15 protein-coding genes and 3 rRNA genes are annotated in these 17,491 nt (G+C 62.6%); 5 read left to right on the forward strand and 13 right to left on the reverse strand.

Features of this window, described 5'->3' with window-relative positions; all coding sequences use genetic code 11:
- Positions 1-322: 322 nt before the first annotated feature.
- Positions 323-502, reverse strand: coding sequence for a helix-turn-helix domain-containing protein (locus E4K62_RS12750; RefSeq protein WP_238706947.1), 180 nt, complete (start codon positions 500-502; stop codon positions 323-325).
- 112 nt (positions 503-614) lie between these two features.
- On the opposite strand from E4K62_RS12750, the gene E4K62_RS12755 reads away from it, so the two are divergent.
- The 3 genes from E4K62_RS12755 (at position 615) to E4K62_RS12770 (ending at position 2,307) form a co-directional block, all read left to right on the forward strand.
- On the forward strand, positions 615-1,229 hold the full coding sequence (locus tag E4K62_RS12755; RefSeq protein WP_135068000.1) for a hypothetical protein: 615 nt from the start codon (positions 615-617) through the stop codon (positions 1,227-1,229).
- Between the two features lie 506 nt (positions 1,230-1,735).
- Positions 1,736-1,939 (forward strand): hypothetical protein, encoded by a 204-nt coding sequence (locus E4K62_RS12765; RefSeq protein WP_135068004.1) that lies wholly within the window; start codon positions 1,736-1,738, stop codon positions 1,937-1,939.
- A complete protein-coding gene (locus tag E4K62_RS12770; RefSeq protein ID WP_135068006.1) occupies positions 1,936-2,307 on the forward strand; it encodes a type II toxin-antitoxin system death-on-curing family toxin in 372 nt (123 codons plus the stop codon). Before E4K62_RS12765 ends, E4K62_RS12770 begins: the two co-directional genes overlap by 4 nt.
- Before the next feature lie 467 nt (positions 2,308-2,774).
- Here E4K62_RS12770 and E4K62_RS12775 read toward each other — a convergent pair whose 3' ends face one another.
- From E4K62_RS12775 to E4K62_RS12805, 7 genes are all read right to left on the reverse strand, one after another.
- Entirely contained in the window at positions 2,775-3,953 is a 1,179-nt protein-coding gene (locus E4K62_RS12775) for an MFS transporter (RefSeq protein ID WP_135068008.1), read from the reverse strand.
- Positions 3,954-4,031: 78 nt separating this feature from the next.
- Positions 4,032-4,802, reverse strand: coding sequence for an alpha/beta fold hydrolase (locus tag E4K62_RS12780; protein WP_205805758.1), 771 nt, complete (start codon positions 4,800-4,802; stop codon positions 4,032-4,034).
- Between the two features lie 53 nt (positions 4,803-4,855).
- Positions 4,856-5,659, reverse strand: a complete 804-nt coding sequence (locus E4K62_RS12785) for a MerR family transcriptional regulator (RefSeq protein ID WP_240742691.1) — start codon at positions 5,657-5,659, stop codon at positions 4,856-4,858.
- Positions 5,660-5,667: 8 nt separating this feature from the next.
- A complete protein-coding gene (locus E4K62_RS12790; protein WP_135068014.1) occupies positions 5,668-6,195 on the reverse strand; it encodes a VOC family protein in 528 nt (175 codons plus the stop codon).
- A 117-nt stretch (positions 6,196-6,312) separates the two neighbouring features.
- On the reverse strand, positions 6,313-7,545 hold the full coding sequence (locus E4K62_RS12795; protein ID WP_135068016.1) for an RNA polymerase sigma factor: 1,233 nt from the start codon (positions 7,543-7,545) through the stop codon (positions 6,313-6,315).
- Complete coding sequence (locus E4K62_RS12800) at positions 7,542-7,910, reverse strand: YciI family protein (protein ID WP_135068018.1); 369 nt, start codon at positions 7,908-7,910, stop codon at positions 7,542-7,544. The genes E4K62_RS12795 and E4K62_RS12800 overlap by 4 nt, the downstream gene beginning before the upstream one ends.
- Before the next feature lie 33 nt (positions 7,911-7,943).
- Complete coding sequence (locus tag E4K62_RS12805; protein ID WP_240742692.1) at positions 7,944-8,618, reverse strand: DUF998 domain-containing protein; 675 nt, start codon at positions 8,616-8,618, stop codon at positions 7,944-7,946.
- 205 nt (positions 8,619-8,823) lie between these two features.
- Between E4K62_RS12805 and E4K62_RS12810 the strand changes: the two genes are divergently transcribed.
- Together E4K62_RS12810 and E4K62_RS12815 are read left to right on the forward strand one after the other, a co-directional pair.
- A complete protein-coding gene (locus E4K62_RS12810; RefSeq protein ID WP_135068022.1) occupies positions 8,824-9,303 on the forward strand; it encodes a hypothetical protein in 480 nt (159 codons plus the stop codon).
- 33 nt (positions 9,304-9,336) lie between these two features.
- Positions 9,337-10,182 carry an alpha/beta fold hydrolase gene (locus E4K62_RS12815; protein ID WP_135068024.1) on the forward strand — a complete coding sequence of 282 codons (846 nt, stop codon included), beginning with the start codon at positions 9,337-9,339 and terminating at the stop codon, positions 10,180-10,182.
- A gap of 227 nt (positions 10,183-10,409) precedes the next feature.
- On the opposite strand, the gene E4K62_RS12820 is transcribed toward E4K62_RS12815, so the two are convergent.
- From E4K62_RS12820 to E4K62_RS12840, 5 genes are all read right to left on the reverse strand, one after another.
- Positions 10,410-11,048, reverse strand: coding sequence for a histidine kinase (locus tag E4K62_RS12820; RefSeq protein ID WP_135068026.1), 639 nt, complete (start codon positions 11,046-11,048; stop codon positions 10,410-10,412).
- A 126-nt stretch (positions 11,049-11,174) separates the two neighbouring features.
- Positions 11,175-11,837, reverse strand: coding sequence for a Type 1 glutamine amidotransferase-like domain-containing protein (locus tag E4K62_RS12825; protein WP_135068028.1), 663 nt, complete (start codon positions 11,835-11,837; stop codon positions 11,175-11,177).
- 171 nt (positions 11,838-12,008) lie between these two features.
- Positions 12,009-12,125, reverse strand: a 5S ribosomal RNA gene (gene rrf, locus E4K62_RS12830).
- Positions 12,126-12,230: 105 nt separating this feature from the next.
- Positions 12,231-15,337 (reverse strand): 23S ribosomal RNA (locus E4K62_RS12835).
- A gap of 410 nt (positions 15,338-15,747) precedes the next feature.
- Positions 15,748-17,270: ribosomal RNA gene (locus tag E4K62_RS12840) — 16S ribosomal RNA — on the reverse strand.
- The 16S, 23S and 5S rRNA genes sit together here, the layout of an rRNA operon.
- Positions 17,271-17,491: the final 221 nt, after the last annotated feature.

Raw genomic sequence — 17,491 nt, forward strand, 5'->3', positions numbered from 1 at the left:
CATCGCCGCCCCTCGTCCCTCGACACCGTCGTGTGGCGCAACGCCGTGACCATCGGGTCTTGGTAGGGAAGGCGGGCCTCAGCAGGAGCGAGGTACTAGCTCTCACCAGCATGCCGGTCGGGGACGCTTAGCTTTGCTGCGACGGTTCGTCCAGAGGAAGCTCCTCGAACCAGGCGATCAGTGGGGGTCCGATCCTCATTCGCCGAGTCCAGGGACGGGGGCCGGAATGAAGCCGTGCGCGGCGAAGGTACCTCTTCGCACGTTGCGCGATTGTGGATCCTGACCGAGCAGCGATTCCGATGGTGAGGACGATCCCGGCCGTTCAGGCGTCGACGCCGAAGGCGCGCAGCAACGGAACGCGGGGGATCATCCGGCGCGGACCGAGCTGAACCGTGGGGATGGTCCCGCTCTCGATGCCGAGCTTGATCGTGCGGTAGTCGACGCCGACCAGTTTCGCCGCGTCTTTCATGGTTAGTGCGAGTGAGGTGGATGACGTGCTCATGACATTCTCCTTCGGTGGGCAACTAATGACATCACTTGCTCACGCACTGTACACCCTTGAATGTCTCATGTCATCGGTTGCTCAGACTCTGGCGAACTGGCACACTCGCACCATGCCCGAACTCGTCATCGAACAGGTCGACGCGGAGATCATCGATACGGGGAACGGGGTCTTCATTCCGCGCTCGTGGGGGGCGGTCGTGACGGGCCTTCCCGAGATCCCGGGCGAAGTCCATGCGCGGATCGTCTACGACCGGACATTGCGGCGCGCGGTGGCTGAGTCGGTGCGCGTCGACCGCAGCGGGGCCGGGGATGAGGTGACCACGACTCTGCTGCGCGATATCCGCGTGCAGGCGATCGTGCAATGGGCTGCTGCTCGCGTCGTTCGCATCGACCGCGATGGTGGAGAGCCCGAGTCCTACGGCGAGTACATCGCGCGCCTGCGCACGGACGAGGTGCGCTCTGACGACCAGAACCTGCGGGAGGCGGTCAGGCTCTACCGACTCGGATCGGTCATCAACGGCGGCCCGCTCAAGCTCGTCTCAGAGGAGCTCAATGTCAGTATCAGCACGGCGACTCGAATGATGAATCGTGCCCGCGTCGCCGGGCTCGTCGACGAGGCGACCGGTCGCGAGCTCTACATTCAGGCTCGCGTACAGCAGCGTCGCGGGCGAACCACAGGACCCGTCGCTGGCTCGGGGCCATCCGGTCCATCGATCGACCGCTGAGCATCAAGGCTCCCCGCTTCGTCAGCGCTTCTGCGGGCGTCGAAGCGGCGCTGGTGCATGCTCAGTCGGTTGTTCACTTTGGGGACATGTGCACGTAAGTGTCGATCAACGTGCTCAAATCGCGCGCGACTCCGGTCTGACTCCAGAGATCCGCGTTCAAGAACCCCGGCGGGCGCCAGCGGTCGACCCCTACAACCCGGGCAGACCATACGACCCTGCGGCACCCCACTATGGGCCACCTCAGGCCGGAGGCCCTGTCGACGCACAGGGTCGAGAACTCGCCCATCGCTGGTTCTCCGCGCTGACCGAGCCGGTACTCGACGTACTCGAGGTGCTCGGTCTCTGGCGCTCGGGCCGCCGTCGGCGAGACGTCCCACCTACAGACGCCGTTCGCCTGATCGCGCGCCTCGCGCTCAGTAGCGCCTGCTACGAACCAAGCCCTTCGCCGCCCGCCGACTGCCGTCCGCCGGCGGTATCATAGTGACACCACAAGGGAAGGAACCGCCATGGCCCGGACCGTGCGCCTCTCGCCGGAGGCGGAATCGAAGCTCACCGAGCTCGCCTCCCTGATGGGACAGAGCAAGAACAGCGTGATCGAGAAGGCCGTGCTCGAGCTGGACGCTCGCACGATCCGGCGCGAGCGGGTACGCCGCGCGTTCGATCGGGTCCGCGACCGCGACGCTGAGCTGCTCGACCGGCTGTCCCAGTGACGGAGTACATCGAACCGGAAGACGTCGACGAACTCATTGAGGACGAGGGATTTCACTACCGGGACCGCAACGGCCTGCTGTCCGCGCTGGCGTCCCCCATGCCCGTGTTCGGCGAGGAAGTCCACCCAGGGATTCATCAGAAGGCGGCCGTGCTGATCAGCGCGATCAACCACAACCATCCACTGCTGGATGGAAACAAGCGGTTGAGCTGGTTCGTTACGGTGGCCTTCTATGACATCAACGGCTACGACCTGCGCGCCGGCGCCGAGGACGCCGACCGCTATATCCGACTCATCGCCGGCGCGAATCCGCCGCCTCTGCACGACGTCGAATCGTGGCTCGACAAGCACACCTTCCCCTTGGACTGACCAGCAGCTCAGGCGCAGGGTCGCCCGGGGAGGATGCGAGCCGTCGTGGGTCCATTCCGGGGGCGAGGCCAGAGATGCCCCACTTGAGCAGATTGCGCAGCACAAGCTCGCTACAGCGCCCCCTGCTTAGCAATGTGCTCATTTGCGCTTCGTTGCCGCAAGTGCGAGTTTGGGCGCTAGCCAGCCCGCGTCCCGGACGCTCTAGAACGCTGATTTTTCAACGATTCTTGCCCGCATTTTGCCCGCAAACCATTTGCCGCAGCACGTTTCGTTGGGTTGCGCGATGTCGCCCATCCCCTCAAAGATCCGCGTAATTCCGCGGTTCTCGCAGGTTGAGGTCGGATTGAGCATTATGCTCAGTCGTGTTCGAGTCCCTCCAGGGGGCTTAATCCTCATATGGTCTTTCTGACCGGGTATTTCTCGCGCCAGGCTAACCGCCGCGATCCCGAGTACGGGCGAGGCATGCTCTAGCCTCCTTCGGCTGCTGTGGTGAAGGCGTGATTGCTCTTGGAGGCGAGTATCAGCAGGAGGAGGGCGGAGGCCGCGAAGCCTGCTGCCGCAAGGGCAAGGGGTCCCGGTCCTGCGGAGAGGACAGCGCCTCCGACCGCAGCTCCGATGGATACGCCGAGGTAGGTGCCGGAGGTGTTGAGCGCCAACGCCTGCCCGGAGACGGAGCCGGCGAGATGGTGCAGCCGAGCCTGGATCGCGGGAGAGTTCCAGAACGCCATACCGCCCCAAACCGTCGCCACGACCAGCACCAGCCCATGTGAAGCCGGGCGGGACATCCACAGTGCCCAGAGCGCGACCATCGCGGCGATGATCGCGGCGATGCCGATCAGGAGCGTTCTGTCTGCGCCGAGGCGGTCAGTCGCAATTCCGCCGAGCCAGATGCCGACGACGCCTGCGACCCCGGAGAGGCTGAAGGCCAGCGCACGATCCTCGATGCCTGCCGTTGTGGTCGCGGCCAAGTACGGGCCGAGGTAGGTGAGCATCATCATCGAGCCGGTCATGAGCAGGCAGTTCGCCAGCAACCCGAGTGTGACGGGAGTCCGCCGCAGGATAAGGAACTGCTCGGCCAGCCTGGGTGTGTCGGCAGCTCCCTCAGTGCGTGGGAGGGTGCCGAGCATGAGAATGAGGACGAGAGCGCCGGCGACGGCCATCGTCGCGAAGGTGGCTCGCCAGCCGAAGAGGCCGCCGATCCAGGTGCCGAGGGGTACCCCCGCGGCGATCGACCCGGTGACGCCCAGCGAGACGACGGCGATGTACCTGCCCACGTTCTGTTCGGGTGCGTGCCGTGCGGCGAACGCGAACAGCGCGGGAGTCATGGCTGCAGCCGCCAGCGCAGCGGCCACACGCAGCAACGCCAGGATGGCGAATGATCCGATGACGGCTGCGGCGAGGTTCGCGGCGATGAAGACCAGCAACGCCGTGGCAAACAGTCTGCGGCGAGGCGCTTTCGCGAGGACGACGGCTGCGACCGGTGCGGCAACGGCGACGGTCAGGGAGAACACCGTGACCAGTTGGCCGGCCTGGCCCTCGGTGACGTGCAGATCAGCGGCGAGTTCGGGGAGGATTCCGGCGATCACGTAATCATCGGTGTAGAGCACGAACGCCGCAGCAAGCAGCGTGAACAACCATGCGGGCATTCGCATCACCCGGAACGCCGGCATTGCTTGGAAGACATGGCGAGTCATCCTTCCGTGTTGTCATGTCCTGATCCGCGGTCACAGCGAGGTTCCCTCCGGCAGTGGGGACAGGAGCCCCCAGCCCTCGAGGATGTTGAGGATGACAGACGACACCGCCTCTGGGGCATCCCAGGTGACCATGTGGCCGGCGTTCGGGATGACGTGCTCGGGGACCTTCTCGGCCGCTGCCCACCGGGTCGTCGCCGTGGCGATGTTGCCCGTGCGATCCCGCTGGCCGCGAACGAGAGCGATTGGCACGGACGAACGGTAGGTGGGATCGGGTATGACGAACGATGTGGTGGCTGCCCAGACATCGAGGAACCTCCGCTTGGGCATGCGCGCGAACACCGCTTCCGTACGACTGACAGCGTTCGCGGACTCGGCCGAGGCCCGTGCCATCAGACGAGGAAGAACGCTCGCCGGAATCAGGGAGAGCAGGGGGGCGGCGAGTCGGAGCGCGAGCCGGTCGAGTCGCGAGAGCGGGCCCGCGTTCCACGCGGAGTCGAGGATGATCACCCCACCCACACGCTCGGGGTACCTCCGGGCGAACGCCTGGACAAGGTTGCCCCCGAGGGAGTGTCCCACCAGGACCGGCACCTCAGCACCACACTCGACCAGCAGTGCGCCAAGATCCTCGAGTGCATCGGCGGCCGTGAATCGTGCGCCGGCGCTGAGTGTCGACTGCCCGTGCCCACGGAGATCCCAGACGATCACTCGAACCCCTTGTTTCGCGAGCGATGCAGCCTGCGCATCGAACATCGAATGGTCGACGCCTGCGCCGTGGGTGAGTACCACGGTGGGCTGGCCCACGCCCGAGTCCGCGAATGCGACCTCCGCCGACGGACGCGCGAGGCGTCGCGCAGCTATTCCCATGTGGCGGTGTCCGGATCGATGCCGTTGTGGCGCGCGGATTCGTCGATGCTCTGACGGAACCACGTGGCGAGGCCGTCTCCGATCCCGTTGTAGTACGACGAGAATCCGGGATCGGCCTCGAACATCCGACCGAGGCACACCTGCATCTGTCGAGTGAGTGGGAAGAAGTTCGAGAACAGTTCCCGGTGCCGCTCAGCGAGTTGGTCGGCCTCGGCGCTGCCCGGCTCGACGCCTCGGCTCACCGCAGCGGCGAGATCGTGCTGGAGTGAGGACATCGCCTCGGACAGCGCCCGCCACTGGGCCGGTGATCGGGAGGCGGAGCGCTCCGCGAACTGGGCCCACTGCCTCGACCCTCCCCAGACGAATCGAGCCGCGCGCGATTGCTGGGGATCCCACTCTTCACCGAAGATCTCGCGCTGTTCGACGTCGCTCATCAGGATGCCGCGCTCGTGCGCGTCCGTCAGGCGCTCGAGTCGTTCGTCGAGCTGCTGCAGATCGTGAATCCGTTCTGCAAGCTGCGCCCGCTGCTCGCGCAGCTTGTCTCCGATGTCCGCGGTCGCATCATCGAGCACGACACGAATCGCGTCGAGGGTCAGGCCGGCCTCGCGGTACGCTACGACGCGGCTGAGGCGCTCGAGGTCGTCCCAGGTGTACAGGCGGTAGCCGGCAGGCGTGCGGCGGGACGGCGATGCGAGACCGATCTCGTCCCAGTGGTGCAGAGTGCGCACGGTCAGTCCGAGCAGGTCGGCGGCGACGCCTACCGTCGCACCCTCATCAATCTCGGTGTCAACCACCGATGTCATTATGCTCCTCCCCCGGAGTCTCCCGGCGCGAAGATCCCTACTGCTGCGAAATCGCGTGCCACCTCGCTGTCGGGCGCGAACGGCGTCGCGGCCGTGAACGTGACGTGCGCCCCCTCCGGAGTGACGACCGCGATGTCGCGAGTTCTCCACGCCGTGTCGTACGGCCCCGTCACCGAGTCCGGTGACAGTTGTCGACATGCCTCGGCCACGGACTCGACCTGGCCGAGAACGCAGGAGACGAACACCTGAACCAGGGACGCCCCTGACGGTGTCGCATCGCCGTCCGATGCAACGAGCAGGACGTCCTGGAACGCCCACCGTCGCAGATGCACGATCTGCCCAGGAATGCTGAACAAGTCCACGAAGCCGAGTCCGCGGACCCAGAAATCGGTAGACGCGCGAAGGTCCCTCGTCGGAATCTTCACGAACATCGGCATCGCGTAGATGCCGAGGAACGGATCCGGCGCGACCGCGTCCGGGCCGTCCGGAACGGGGCTCATCTCGAAGGCATTGAAGTAGTCAGCCATGTGAGACACTCTGGATCCTCACGTCGCGTGAGGGTCAAACTCAAGCCGCTATTTCCACGTGGGCGTCCGGCCACGGCACGGAGGATCGAGGCGCTCAAAGGTGCTGCCGGGGAGGTTTCACTCGCCGTCCGCCTTCCGGGAGAGGTAGCGGGATTCGGGTTCGTTCTTCGTCATATCGGCAGCTGCGAGGAAGTCTTCTCTCGCCGCAGCGACAGCCCCTTCCGCTTCGCGGAGGTGTGCGCGGATCGCGTGAGCCCGGTGCCGGGTCAAGGGTTGCTGGAGAAGCCCATGGTCGCGGTCCAGTTCCTCGAGCAGGGCGTTGGCGCGGGCGGGGCCGAAGGCGTGTGCCACGGCGACGACTCGTGCGAGCATGACAAGACCGCTCGGCTCGACCTGTTCGAGCGCCAGGTAGAGCGCAGCGATCTGTTCCCAGTCGGTCTCCTCGGCCACTGCGGCGGATGCATGAACAGCGGCGATGGCGGCCTGCAGTCGGTACGTTCCCACGTTCCCTTGAGACCAAGCGGTGCGGATGAGATCTGATCCTTCTTGGATGGCTTCCTGATCCCATCGGGTGCGGTCCTGTTCCGCGAGAGGGATGAGGTCACCGTTCGCGGTCGTGCGCGTGGCGCGACGCGAATCGATCAGCAGCATGAGCGCGAGCAGGCCCGCCGGCTCTGGATCATCGGGAACAAGGGTGCGGAGGAGCCGCGCCAGTCGGATCGCCTCACCGGTCAGGTCAGTTCGGCTCAGCTCCGCGCCCGTGGTCACCGTGTAACCCTCGTTGAAGATCAGGTACAGCACTCGCATCACTGCGAACAGGCGGCCAGGGAAATCGTCGTCGGCCGTGAACTCGAAACGGGCGCCGCTCTTGCGGATCTGCTGCTTCGCGCGGCTGATCCGCACTGCCATGGTCTGCTCGGTTACTCCGTAGGCGTGTGCGATCTCCGCGGTCGTCAACCCGCCGACGGCCCGCAGAGTCAAGGCGACGCGCGACGCGGACGAGAGGGCGGGATGACAGCACAACAGCAGCAGGTTGAGGCTGTCGTCGTGGTCGGGCGGGGGCGAAAAAGGCGCGTTCGGTTCGGAGGCCACGTACTGCTCTTGGCGGCGGCGGTCCGCTGATTCGGCGCGCAGGGTGTCGATCATGCGACGGTAAGCGATGCGAATCAGCCAGGATCTGGGGTGTTCGGGGAGCCCGTCCTGGCGCCACTGCTGGCTCGCTGCGAAGAGAGCGTCCTGTGCTGCTTCTTCGGCGATGTCGAAGTGGCCGAAGCGGCGCACCAAAGCTCCGAGGACCTGCGGCGCCTCTGTGCGCAGCAGGTCCTCGATCGCGTCGTGTCGGGCGGTCACGCGAAGTCGTCACCCATGATGGGCCGTATCTCCATCGGCTCGCCGAGCATCTCAACCATCCGTGCGACGATGTCCTTCGCGCGCTCCAAGCCAGACACCTCGATGACAGCGAACGACGCGAGGACCTCCTTCAGCTCGGCAAACGGACCATCGGTCATCACGATGCTCCCGTCGACCTTGCGCACGGTCGTCGACACGGCTGGGTGTCCGAGTCCTTCGGTGCTGACGAACTCCCCGCTGGCACGCAGTTCGGCTTCGAACTCCTGGTATGCGGCGAATGCAGCGAGCGCATCCTCGGTGGGGGCATCCGCGGTTGCGGCGTCCCAACTGTTGCTCGGCGTGTAGCCGAGAATGAGGAACTTCACGATCTCATCTCCTTGAGTCGGCGGGAGTCCAGGCTAGCGAGACACGCGCGGCGACTTCAGCAGTGAGATGGCTGTCGCGGTACACCATCCGAAAGCGAGGAGCCCTGTGACTGCCACCTGAATGGTGGCGACGTCGGGAACGACAGGGGCGAGGAGTGCGATCGCGACGATGCCGTTCCCGATGGCGGCGGCCGCACGACGCTCGCGGATGGCGCGTACGAGGGCGATGATGGCAGCCACGGCCAGCGCAGTGAACGCCACGATCGCCGCCACCATATGAATGAGAGCGTGCCACGTGGCTTCGGCGGCGGGGCCCTCGGCCACGCCGAGCGGGAACCCGTTCGCGGGGTCCTGCGGGAATACGCCGGCCGCGATGAAGCCCGCTCCGCTGATCGCGACGAGCACGGGAACGGCGGCGCGGCCGAGCCCGCCGGTCACGACCCGCCGGTGACCGATCGATAGGCAGATCAGTCCGAGTCCCGCCAGGACGAAGGTGAGAATCTGGATCCAGCCGAGATCACCAGTGGACAGTTGACTGAGCGGGTGGATTCGAATGTCGAATCCCGGGCGCATCAGCATCTGCACGATCGCGGACAGATAGAACAACGGCCCGGCGAACGCACCGGCGAGCAGGAGGGGACGGGTCGAACGCGGCAGTGTGTGGACCGTGCGCTGTGCGACGCGTTGTGCTGAGTGGTTCGTGCTCACGGTGTGCTCCTCTGATGGGTCGAGTGTTGCTGTACCGATACCTCGGAGTCGCACGGCGGACCTTGACATCGTGGGGTCGCGACTTTCGAAGGGACGACCCCGCGGATCGGTTCCGGCGAGTTTCCGCGCAGATGTCAATCGGCAGCGTGCGGCTCCGAGGTATCTGAAAAGGCCGCTCGCCGGGCTGCCGACGAAAGGACATCTGATGAACGAGAACCCGCTGGAAAACGTCACCGCCGAGCAGATCGACTCCTACGGGCTCGGCGAGCAGCCCACGCCGAGTAACGCCGTTGCCGCGCTCGACCGGCTCGTCGGCGAATGGACAGTCACGGGGGGCGCTGAGGGCGTCATCCGGTACGAGTGGATGGCTGGACGATTCTTCCTGCTCCAGCACGTCGAGCTCGAGCAGTTCGGTCAGACCATCACCGGCATCGAAGTCATCGGCCAGCTGCGTCCGTTCGGCGAGCCCGCCGGTACGGACGTCGCATCCCGGTTCTACGACTCGGCGGGCAACACCCTCGACTACGTCTACGAGCTGGAGGGCGACAAGCTCACCATCTGGGCGGGAGCCAAGGGAAGCCCGGCCTACTTCACCGGCACGTTCAGTGACGACGATCGCGTGCTCGACGGCGCCTGGGTGTACCCCGGTGACGGTGGGTATGCGTCCACGATGACCCGCCGCTGACACCGCCTACTTCTCGAAACGGACGGAAAAATCATGCCGAAGAAGAACGCTTCTCCTGATCGCTCGCTGCACGAGGTGACGTCCGCGGATGGCACGGAGATCTCGTATGAACGCAGTGGACAGGGGCCGACCGTGATCCTTGTCGCGCAGGCGCTGTCCGACCTTCGAGACAACCGACGCCTCGCGGCTGTGCTCGCCGACACCCACACGGTGGTGAACTACGATCGGCGCGGCCGCGGGAACAGCGGGGACGCCGGCGCCTGGAAGGCTGCTCGGGAGATCGAAGACATCGAGGCGCTCATCGATGCGCACGGAGGCAGTGCCGTTCTCTTCGGTGCATCATCCGGCGCGGTCCTTGCGTTGGACTCCGCTGCAGCTCTCCCGGAGAAGGTCGTGGGCCTCATCGCCTTCGAGCCCCCGGTGATCGTGGACGATAGACGCGCACCCGTTCCCCGCGACCTCGCCGTCCGCCTCGAGCAGCTCGTCGGAGAGGGGCGAGGATCAGACGCGGTTCGCGAGTTCACCCGCATCGCTCTCGGTGCGTCCCCGTTCATGGTCGGGGCCATGCGACTCATGGTCGGGCCGTGGCGGACCATGGTCGGGATGGCCCGGACGACCGTCTATGACACGCGCCTCTGCGCGGGGCTGCAGGACGGAAAGCCTCTCGCGGCCGACCGGTGGAAGGGGCTCCGGGCGCCCTCTCTCGTGCTCGTCGGAAGCAAGAGCGAACCGTTCATGCAAAGCGGAACCCGAGAGCTGTCGACACTGATCGGGGCCCGCTACGCGACGATCGAGGGCGCGCATCACGCGACACCGATGATGAGACCGGCGGCGCTGATCCCCTCGGTCCTGTCATTTCTTGACGCCGCTCGCCCATGATGCCGGCCATGGGCCGGTCGACGAGGCGACCCGTGCCCACACGTGGCTATCGCCGGTCCGACGCATCGACGGGGATACGCGCGACGATCCGAGTGCCGCGTTCAGCGGCGCTCACCACTTCGATCGTCCCGTAACTCGCTTCGATACGGTCTCTGAGACCAGTCAGACCCGTGCCTCGCGAGGGGTCGGCGCCGCCCATTCCGTCGTCTTCGACAGTGACGACCAGCTCATCGGCGTCGCCGGACAACGCGCACGACACGCTTACTTGTGTCGCCTGCGCGTGTTGACCGCGTTCGTGATCGCTTCGGCAACGGTGAAGTATGCCGTGGTTTCGAGGGTCGGCGGCAGCCGGGGAACGACGAGCGCGAGATGCACGGGATCGGAGTCTCGGCCGCCAGTGACTCGATGCCGGCGGCGAGTCCGTTGCGGGCGAGTGCTGCGGGCAGGATTCCGCGTACGACGTCCCGCAGTCGGCGATTCGCTTCTTCGGCATGCGCCAGCGCATCGGCCAGCATCCCGGTGACATCCCCTCCCCCGGCGGCGGAATCCCTCGCCAGCTTGAGGAGGAGGATCGTGTGGACGAGGCGCTGTTGCGCTCCGTCGTGGACATCTCGTTGCAGGCGGCGCCGAGCTTCGTCGGCTGCAGCGATCACGCGCTCGCGAGATCGGGTGAGATCCGCCCGGTGCTCCGCGTTGGCGATGGCCGCCGCCATCAGATCGGCGAAGGGCTTCAGGCGGTCCCTGCCGTCGATCCGGCTCGGAGTCTCCGCGTCCACCGCGAGAACGCCCCAGCTCTCACCGTTGACGACGATCGGCGCTTCGGCATGGAGCGCCCCAACTGTCGGCTGCAGCCTGACCTCGGCCATCAGCTCTGCTTTCTCGGATCCCCGACGTGGTCGCGAACGATCGCGGCTGATGAGGCGTTGAGAACGGCCGGCGGCATCAGCGCCGTTCGCCAGTTCGTTCGCGGGCGCGGGTAGGAAAAACGGGGGTCACGGATTCAGCGCCTCCCAGTGACCCTCCGAGACCACTGTCACTGCCCCATCCACGACGGCGATCGCCGTCTGTTCGTCGATCGCATACGCCGGGCCGGGGATCGATCGCGCCCATTGCCGAGCGCGCTCCAGAGTATTGGTCTCCCAGCCCGGGTAATCGAGGTGGGGGAAGATCGAGAAGTCCACCACGCCGAGGGCCTCATCGGTGCCGCCCGGCTCCCAGTCCACGAACTCCGCACCGATGCGTGGGGTCATCACCATGCTGCCGGCGCTCACGCCGACCCACACGGTGTCGGTCAGGTCAGGCAAGAACTCCGCCAGCCCGGACTCACGCATCCAGTGCGCCAGGAAGATGGCCTCTCCCCCGTCCACGAGGAGGGCGTCGGCCGCGCGCACCCAGGAAACCCAGCGCTCCGGGGGGATGCTCGGCAGTGCAGTGAGCTCGAGGACACCCACCGACTTCCAGCCCAGGTCGGTCAGCCCCGGCCAGCGACCGGTCGTCGACCGCCACACCGACTGCGGTGAGCACGCCGGCTGACCCCACTGCGCGGTGGGGATGAACAGGGCGTCGCTCTCCTCGATGTCCTTGCCGAGCATGTCCGTCAGCGCGGCGCGGATGGAATCGTTCGTCACGCCGCCCGATGTCAGCAAGAGCTTCATCACGCCTCCCAGAAGAGGTCGGATGTGCCCGCGCCCTGCGGTGTCCCGATCCCCGCACCATCTCAGCGGAGCGGACTGCACGCTGCAAGGGCTGTCGCGCGGGGCGGGACAGAAAGGCCCCCGTTAACGCGAAATGGCCACCCAGCGTTGGGTGGCCATTTCTCGGAAGAAGTCCGGCGGTGTCCTACTCTCCCACAGGGTCCCCCCTGCAGTACCATCGGCGCTGTGAGGCTTAGCTTCCGGGTTCGGAATGTAACCGGGCGTTTCCCTCACGCTATGGCCGCCGAAACACTATTGATGTTTCAGTCGTACACAAACGTATGTCTATGTTGTGTTTTGTTCCCGACCGTACATCGGGAACCACTCAGTGGACGCAAGCACCAAAAACGGTGTGTTATCAAGTCATCGGCTTATTAGTACCGGTCAGCTTCACGTGTTGCCACGCTTCCACATCCGGCCTATCAACCCAGTAGTCTGGCTGGGAGCCTCTCGCCCGAAGGCATGGAAGTCTCATCTTGAGGCCGGCTTCCCGCTTAGATGCTTTCAGCGGTTATCCATCCCGAACGTAGCTAATCAGCGGTGCTCCTGGCGGAACAACTGACACACCAGAGGTTCGTCCAACCCGGTCCTCTCGTACTAGGGTCAGATCCTCTCAAACTTCCTACGCGCGCAGCGGATAGGGACCGAACTGTCTCACGACGTTCTAAACCCAGCTCGCGTACCGCTTTAATGGGCGAACAGCCCAACCCTTGGGACCTACTCCAGCCCCAGGATGCGACGAGCCGACATCGAGGTGCCAAACCATGCCGTCGATATGGACTCTTGGGCAAGATCAGCCTGTTATCCCCGAGGTACCTTTTATCCGTTGAGCGACAGCGCTTCCACAAGCCACTGCCGGATCACTAGTCCCGACTTTCGTCCCTGCTCGACCTGTCAGTCTCACAGTCAAGCTCCCTTGTGCACTTACACTCGCCACCTGATTGCCAACCAGGTTGAGGGAACCTTTGGGCGCCTCCGTTACTTTTTGGGAGGCAACCGCCCCAGTTAAACTACCCACCAGGCACTGTCCCTGAACCGGATTACGGTTCTAAGTTAGATATCCAGAGTGACCAGAGTGGTATTTCAACAATGACTCCACATGAACTGGCGTCCATGCTTCACAGTCTCCCACCTATCCTACACAAGCCACACCGAACACCAATACCAAGCTGTAGTAAAGGTCACGGGGTCTTTCCGTCCTGCTGCGCGTAACGAGCATCTTTACTCGTAATGCAATTTCGCCGAGTTCGCGGTTGAGACAGTTGGGAAGTCGTTACGCCATTCGTGCAGGTCGGAACTTACCCGACAAGGAATTTCGCTACCTTAGGATGGTTATAGTTACCACCGCCGTTTACTGGGGCTTAAATTCTCAGCTTCGCCTTGCGGCTAACCGGTCCTCTTAACCTTCCAGCACCGGGCAGGCGTCAGTCCGTATACATCGTCTTGCGACTTGGCACGGACCTGTGTTTTTAGTAAACAGTCGCTACCCACTAGTCTCTGCGGCCTCCAAACGCTTTCGGAGCAAGTCCTAATACGCCGAAGGCCCCCCTTCTCCCGAAGTTACGGGGGCATTTTGCCGAGTTCCTTAACCACGATTCTCTCGATCTCCTTGGTATTCTCTACCTGACCACCTGAGTCGGTTTGGGGTACGGGCAGCTAGAACCTCGCGTCGATGCTTTTCTTGGCAGCATAGGATCACCCACTTTTCATCCGCATCGTGTCTCAGCCTGTATGAACGGCGGATTTGCCTACCGTTCGGCCTACGCACTTGCACCAGGACAACCATCGCCTGGCTTGGGCTACCTTCCTGCGTCACACCTGTTAATACGCTAACCGCACCAGCATGGGGTCGAGCGTTCGCCAAGACGGCTTCACCCCGAAGGGATCCATCCATTCCTGGTTAGGACTCTTAGCACCACTGGATTAGCTTGGGCGGTTCTTCGCCGGTACGGGAATATCAACCCGTTGTCCATCGACTACGCCTGTCGGCCTCGCCTTAGGTCCCGACTTACCCAGGGAAGATTAGCTTGACCCTGGAACCCTTGGTCTTTCGGAGGACATGTTTCTCACATGTCTTTCGCTACTCATGCCTGCATTCTCACTCGTGTGGCCTCCACGGCTGGTTCACACCGCCGCTTCGCTGGCCACACGACGCTCTCCTACCCATCAACACGGCTGGACCACGAAGGCCTACCAATAATGTCAATGCCACAACTTCGGTGGCGTGCTTGAGCCCCGTTACATTGTCGGCGCGGAATCACTTGACCAGTGAGCTATTACGCACTCTTTCAAGGGTGGCTGCTTCTAAGCCAACCTCCTGGTTGTCTAAGCAACTCCACATCCTTTCCCACTTAGCACGCGCTTAGGGACCTTAGTTGGTGGTCTGGGTTGTTTCCCTCTCGACTATGAAGCTTATCCCCCACAGTCTCACTGCTGCGCTCTCACTTACCGGCATTCGGAGTTTGGCTGACGTCAGTAACCTTTTGGGGCCCATCGGCCATCCAGTAGCTCTACCTCCGGCAAGAAACACGCAACGCTGCACCTAAATGCATTTCGGAGAGAACCAGCTATCACGAAGTTTGATTGGCCTTTCACCCCTATCCACAGCTCATCCCCTCAGTTTTCAACCTAAGTGGGTTCGGTCCTCCACGACGTCTTACCGTCGCTTCAACCTGGCCATGGATAGATCACTTCGCTTCGGGTCTAGGACACGCGACTGAATCGCCCTATTCAGACTCGCTTTCGCTACGGCTACCCCACTCGGGTTAACCTCGCCACGTATCGCTAACTCGCAGGCTCATTCTTCAAAAGGCACGCTGTCACAGCTGCTAAGGCTGCTCCAACGGTTTGTAAGCAAACGGTTTCAGGTACTATTTCACTCCCCTCCCGGGGTACTTTTCACCTTTCCCTCACGGTACTTGTCCGCTATCGGTCATCTGGGAGTATTTAGGCTTATCAGGTGGTCCTGACAGATTCACACGGGATTTCTCGGGCCCCGTGCTACTTGGGATACTCTTCGCGTCAAGAGAGGCATTTCGACTACGGGGTTCGCACCCTCTATGACCGGCCTTTCAAGACCGTTCGTCTATACCTTCTTGTAACGCCGACAGATCGGCAGAACTGTCTGAAAAGTCCCACAACCCCGGATACGCAACTCCTGCCGGATATCACACGTACTCGGTTTAGCCTGTTCCGGTTTCGCTCGCCACTACTAACGGAATCGCGGTTGCTTTCTCTTCCTGTGGGTACTGAGATGTTTCACTTCCCCACGTTCCCTCTACCCGCCCTATATATTCAGGCGGGAGTCACTGGGTCGGCACGCCGCCCAGCGGGGTTTCCCCATTCGGAAATCCTCGGATCGAAGTGTGCTTATCCACTCCCCGAGGCTTATCGCAGATTGCTACGTCCTTCTTCGGCTCCAGATGCCAAGGCATCCACCGTTTGCTCTTAAAGACTTGAAATCACATGAGTTTTATCAAGAATCGGTCCGGACAAAGTCCGGCTCGAAATTGACTAATGATCTTTAAGATCATCTATGAGAACTGACCGAAGTCAGTTCAAAGATGCTCGCGTCCACTGTGTAGTTCTCAAAGTACGGGCGGTACCCTCCCCCGCCACCGCAACCGCGGCAACAGAAAAAGGTCCAGAGGTTCAGCCACGACCCACAACGGGTCGCACCCGGTCCCTCAGGACCCAACAGCGTGCATGTGCCGGCAGACCACCAGGCTCCTTTCCAGCCACCGAAGTGACGTACTCAGAACCGGGAGACCCGATCGGCACCTTCTCAAATGTTCCACCCATGAGCTACCAGCAGAAACATTCGTTCTGATCTGGCGCCTGGACACCCCAAGGGGTGCCAGATGCTCCTTAGAAAGGAGGTGATCCAGCCGCACCTTCCGGTACGGCTACCTTGTTACGACTTAGTCCTAATTACCGATCCCACCTTCGACAGCTCCCTCCACAAGGGTTGGGCCACCGGCTTCAGGTGTTACCGACTTTCATGACTTGACGGGCGGTGTGTACAAGACCCGGGAACGTATTCACCGCAGCGTTGCTGATCTGCGATTACTAGCGACTCCGACTTCATGAGGTCGAGTTGCAGACCTCAATCCGAACTGGGACCGGCTTTTTGGGATTCGCTCCACCTTACGGTATTGCAGCCCTTTGTACCGGCCATTGTAGCATGCGTGAAGCCCAAGACATAAGGGGCATGATGATTTGACGTCATCCCCACCTTCCTCCGAGTTGACCCCGGCAGTATCCCATGAGTTCCCACCATTACGTGCTGGCAACATAGAACGAGGGTTGCGCTCGTTGCGGGACTTAACCCAACATCTCACGACACGAGCTGACGACAACCATGCACCACCTGTTTACGAGTGTCCAAAGAGTTCCGTATTTCTACGGCGTTCTCGTATATGTCAAGCCTTGGTAAGGTTCTTCGCGTTGCATCGAATTAATCCGCATGCTCCGCCGCTTGTGCGGGTCCCCGTCAATTCCTTTGAGTTTTAGCCTTGCGGCCGTACTCCCCAGGCGGGGAACTTAATGCGTTAGCTGCGTCACGGAGACCGTGGAATGGCCCCCACAACTAGTTCCCAACGTTTACGGGGTGGACTACCAGGGTATCTAAGCCTGTTTGCTCCCCACCCTTTCGCTCCTCAGCGTCAGTTACGGCCCAGAGATCTGCCTTCGCCATCGGTGTTCCTCCTGATATCTGCGCATTCCACCGCTACACCAGGAATTCCAATCTCCCCTACCGCACTCTAGTCTGCCCGTACCCACTGCAGGCCCGAGGTTGAGCCTCGGGTTTTCACAGCAGACGCGACAAACCGCCTACGAGCTCTTTACGCCCAATAATTCCGGATAACGCTTGCGCCCTACGTATTACCGCGGCTGCTGGCACGTAGTTAGCCGGCGCTTTTTCTGCAGGTACCGTCACTTTCGCTTCTTCCCTGCTAAAAGAGGTTTACAACCCGAAGGCCGTCATCCCTCACGCGGCGTTGCTGCATCAGGCTTTCGCCCATTGTGCAATATTCCCCACTGCTGCCTCCCGTAGGAGTCTGGGCCGTGTCTCAGTCCCAGTGTGGCCGGTCACCCTCTCAGGCCGGCTACCCGTCGACGCCTTGGTGAGCCATTACCTCACCAACTAGCTGATAGGCCGCGAGCCCATCCCAGACCGAAAAATCTTTCCAGCTGCTGACCATGCGATCGCAGCTCGTATCCGGTATTAGCAGCTGTTTCCAACTGTTATCCCAGAGTCCGGGGCAGGTTGCTCACGTGTTACTCACCCGTTCGCCACTGATCCAGAGAGCAAGCTCTCCTTCACCGTTCGACTTGCATGTGTTAAGCACGCCGCCAGCGTTCATCCTGAGCCAGGATCAAACTCTCCGTAAAAGAATTTTGCTGCGAGAAGACCGGAATAGGTCAACCCGAGCGAGCTTGATCTGACGATCGGATGCCATTACTGACATATCCGTTTAATCTCAAAAGAATCTCACCGGCCAGCAAAGCTGACCGCGAGGTTTTTTGGCATTTGACAAGTGCACGCTGTTGAGTTCTCAAGGATCGGATGCTCCTGCTACTCAGCCTTCCAGCCTCGCCCGCAGGGCAACTTC

The sequence above is a fragment of the Microbacterium wangchenii genome (genome assembly GCF_004564355.1).
Lineage (GTDB): Bacteria > Actinomycetota > Actinomycetes > Actinomycetales > Microbacteriaceae > Microbacterium > Microbacterium wangchenii.

Excerpts from the sequence above, each read along its gene's own strand:
- E4K62_RS12825 (WP_135068028.1), bottom strand. The coding sequence starts at position 11,837 with ATGAAGCTCTTGCTGACATCGGGCGGCGTGACGAACGATTCCATCCGC.
- E4K62_RS12815 (WP_135068024.1), top strand. The coding sequence starts at position 9,337 with ATGCCGAAGAAGAACGCTTCTCCTGATCGCTCGCTGCACGAGGTGACG.
- E4K62_RS12775 (WP_135068008.1), bottom strand. The coding sequence starts at position 3,953 with ATGCCCGCATGGTTGTTCACGCTGCTTGCTGCGGCGTTCGTGCTCTAC.
- E4K62_RS12750 (WP_238706947.1), bottom strand. The coding sequence starts at position 502 with ATGAGCACGTCATCCACCTCACTCGCACTAACCATGAAAGACGCGGCG.
- E4K62_RS12810 (WP_135068022.1), top strand. The coding sequence starts at position 8,824 with ATGAACGAGAACCCGCTGGAAAACGTCACCGCCGAGCAGATCGACTCC.
- E4K62_RS12790 (WP_135068014.1), bottom strand. The coding sequence starts at position 6,195 with ATGGCTGACTACTTCAATGCCTTCGAGATGAGCCCCGTTCCGGACGGC.
- E4K62_RS12765 (WP_135068004.1), top strand. The coding sequence starts at position 1,736 with ATGGCCCGGACCGTGCGCCTCTCGCCGGAGGCGGAATCGAAGCTCACC.
- E4K62_RS12820 (WP_135068026.1), bottom strand. The coding sequence starts at position 11,048 with ATGGCCGAGGTCAGGCTGCAGCCGACAGTTGGGGCGCTCCATGCCGAA.
- E4K62_RS12755 (WP_135068000.1), top strand. The coding sequence starts at position 615 with ATGCCCGAACTCGTCATCGAACAGGTCGACGCGGAGATCATCGATACG.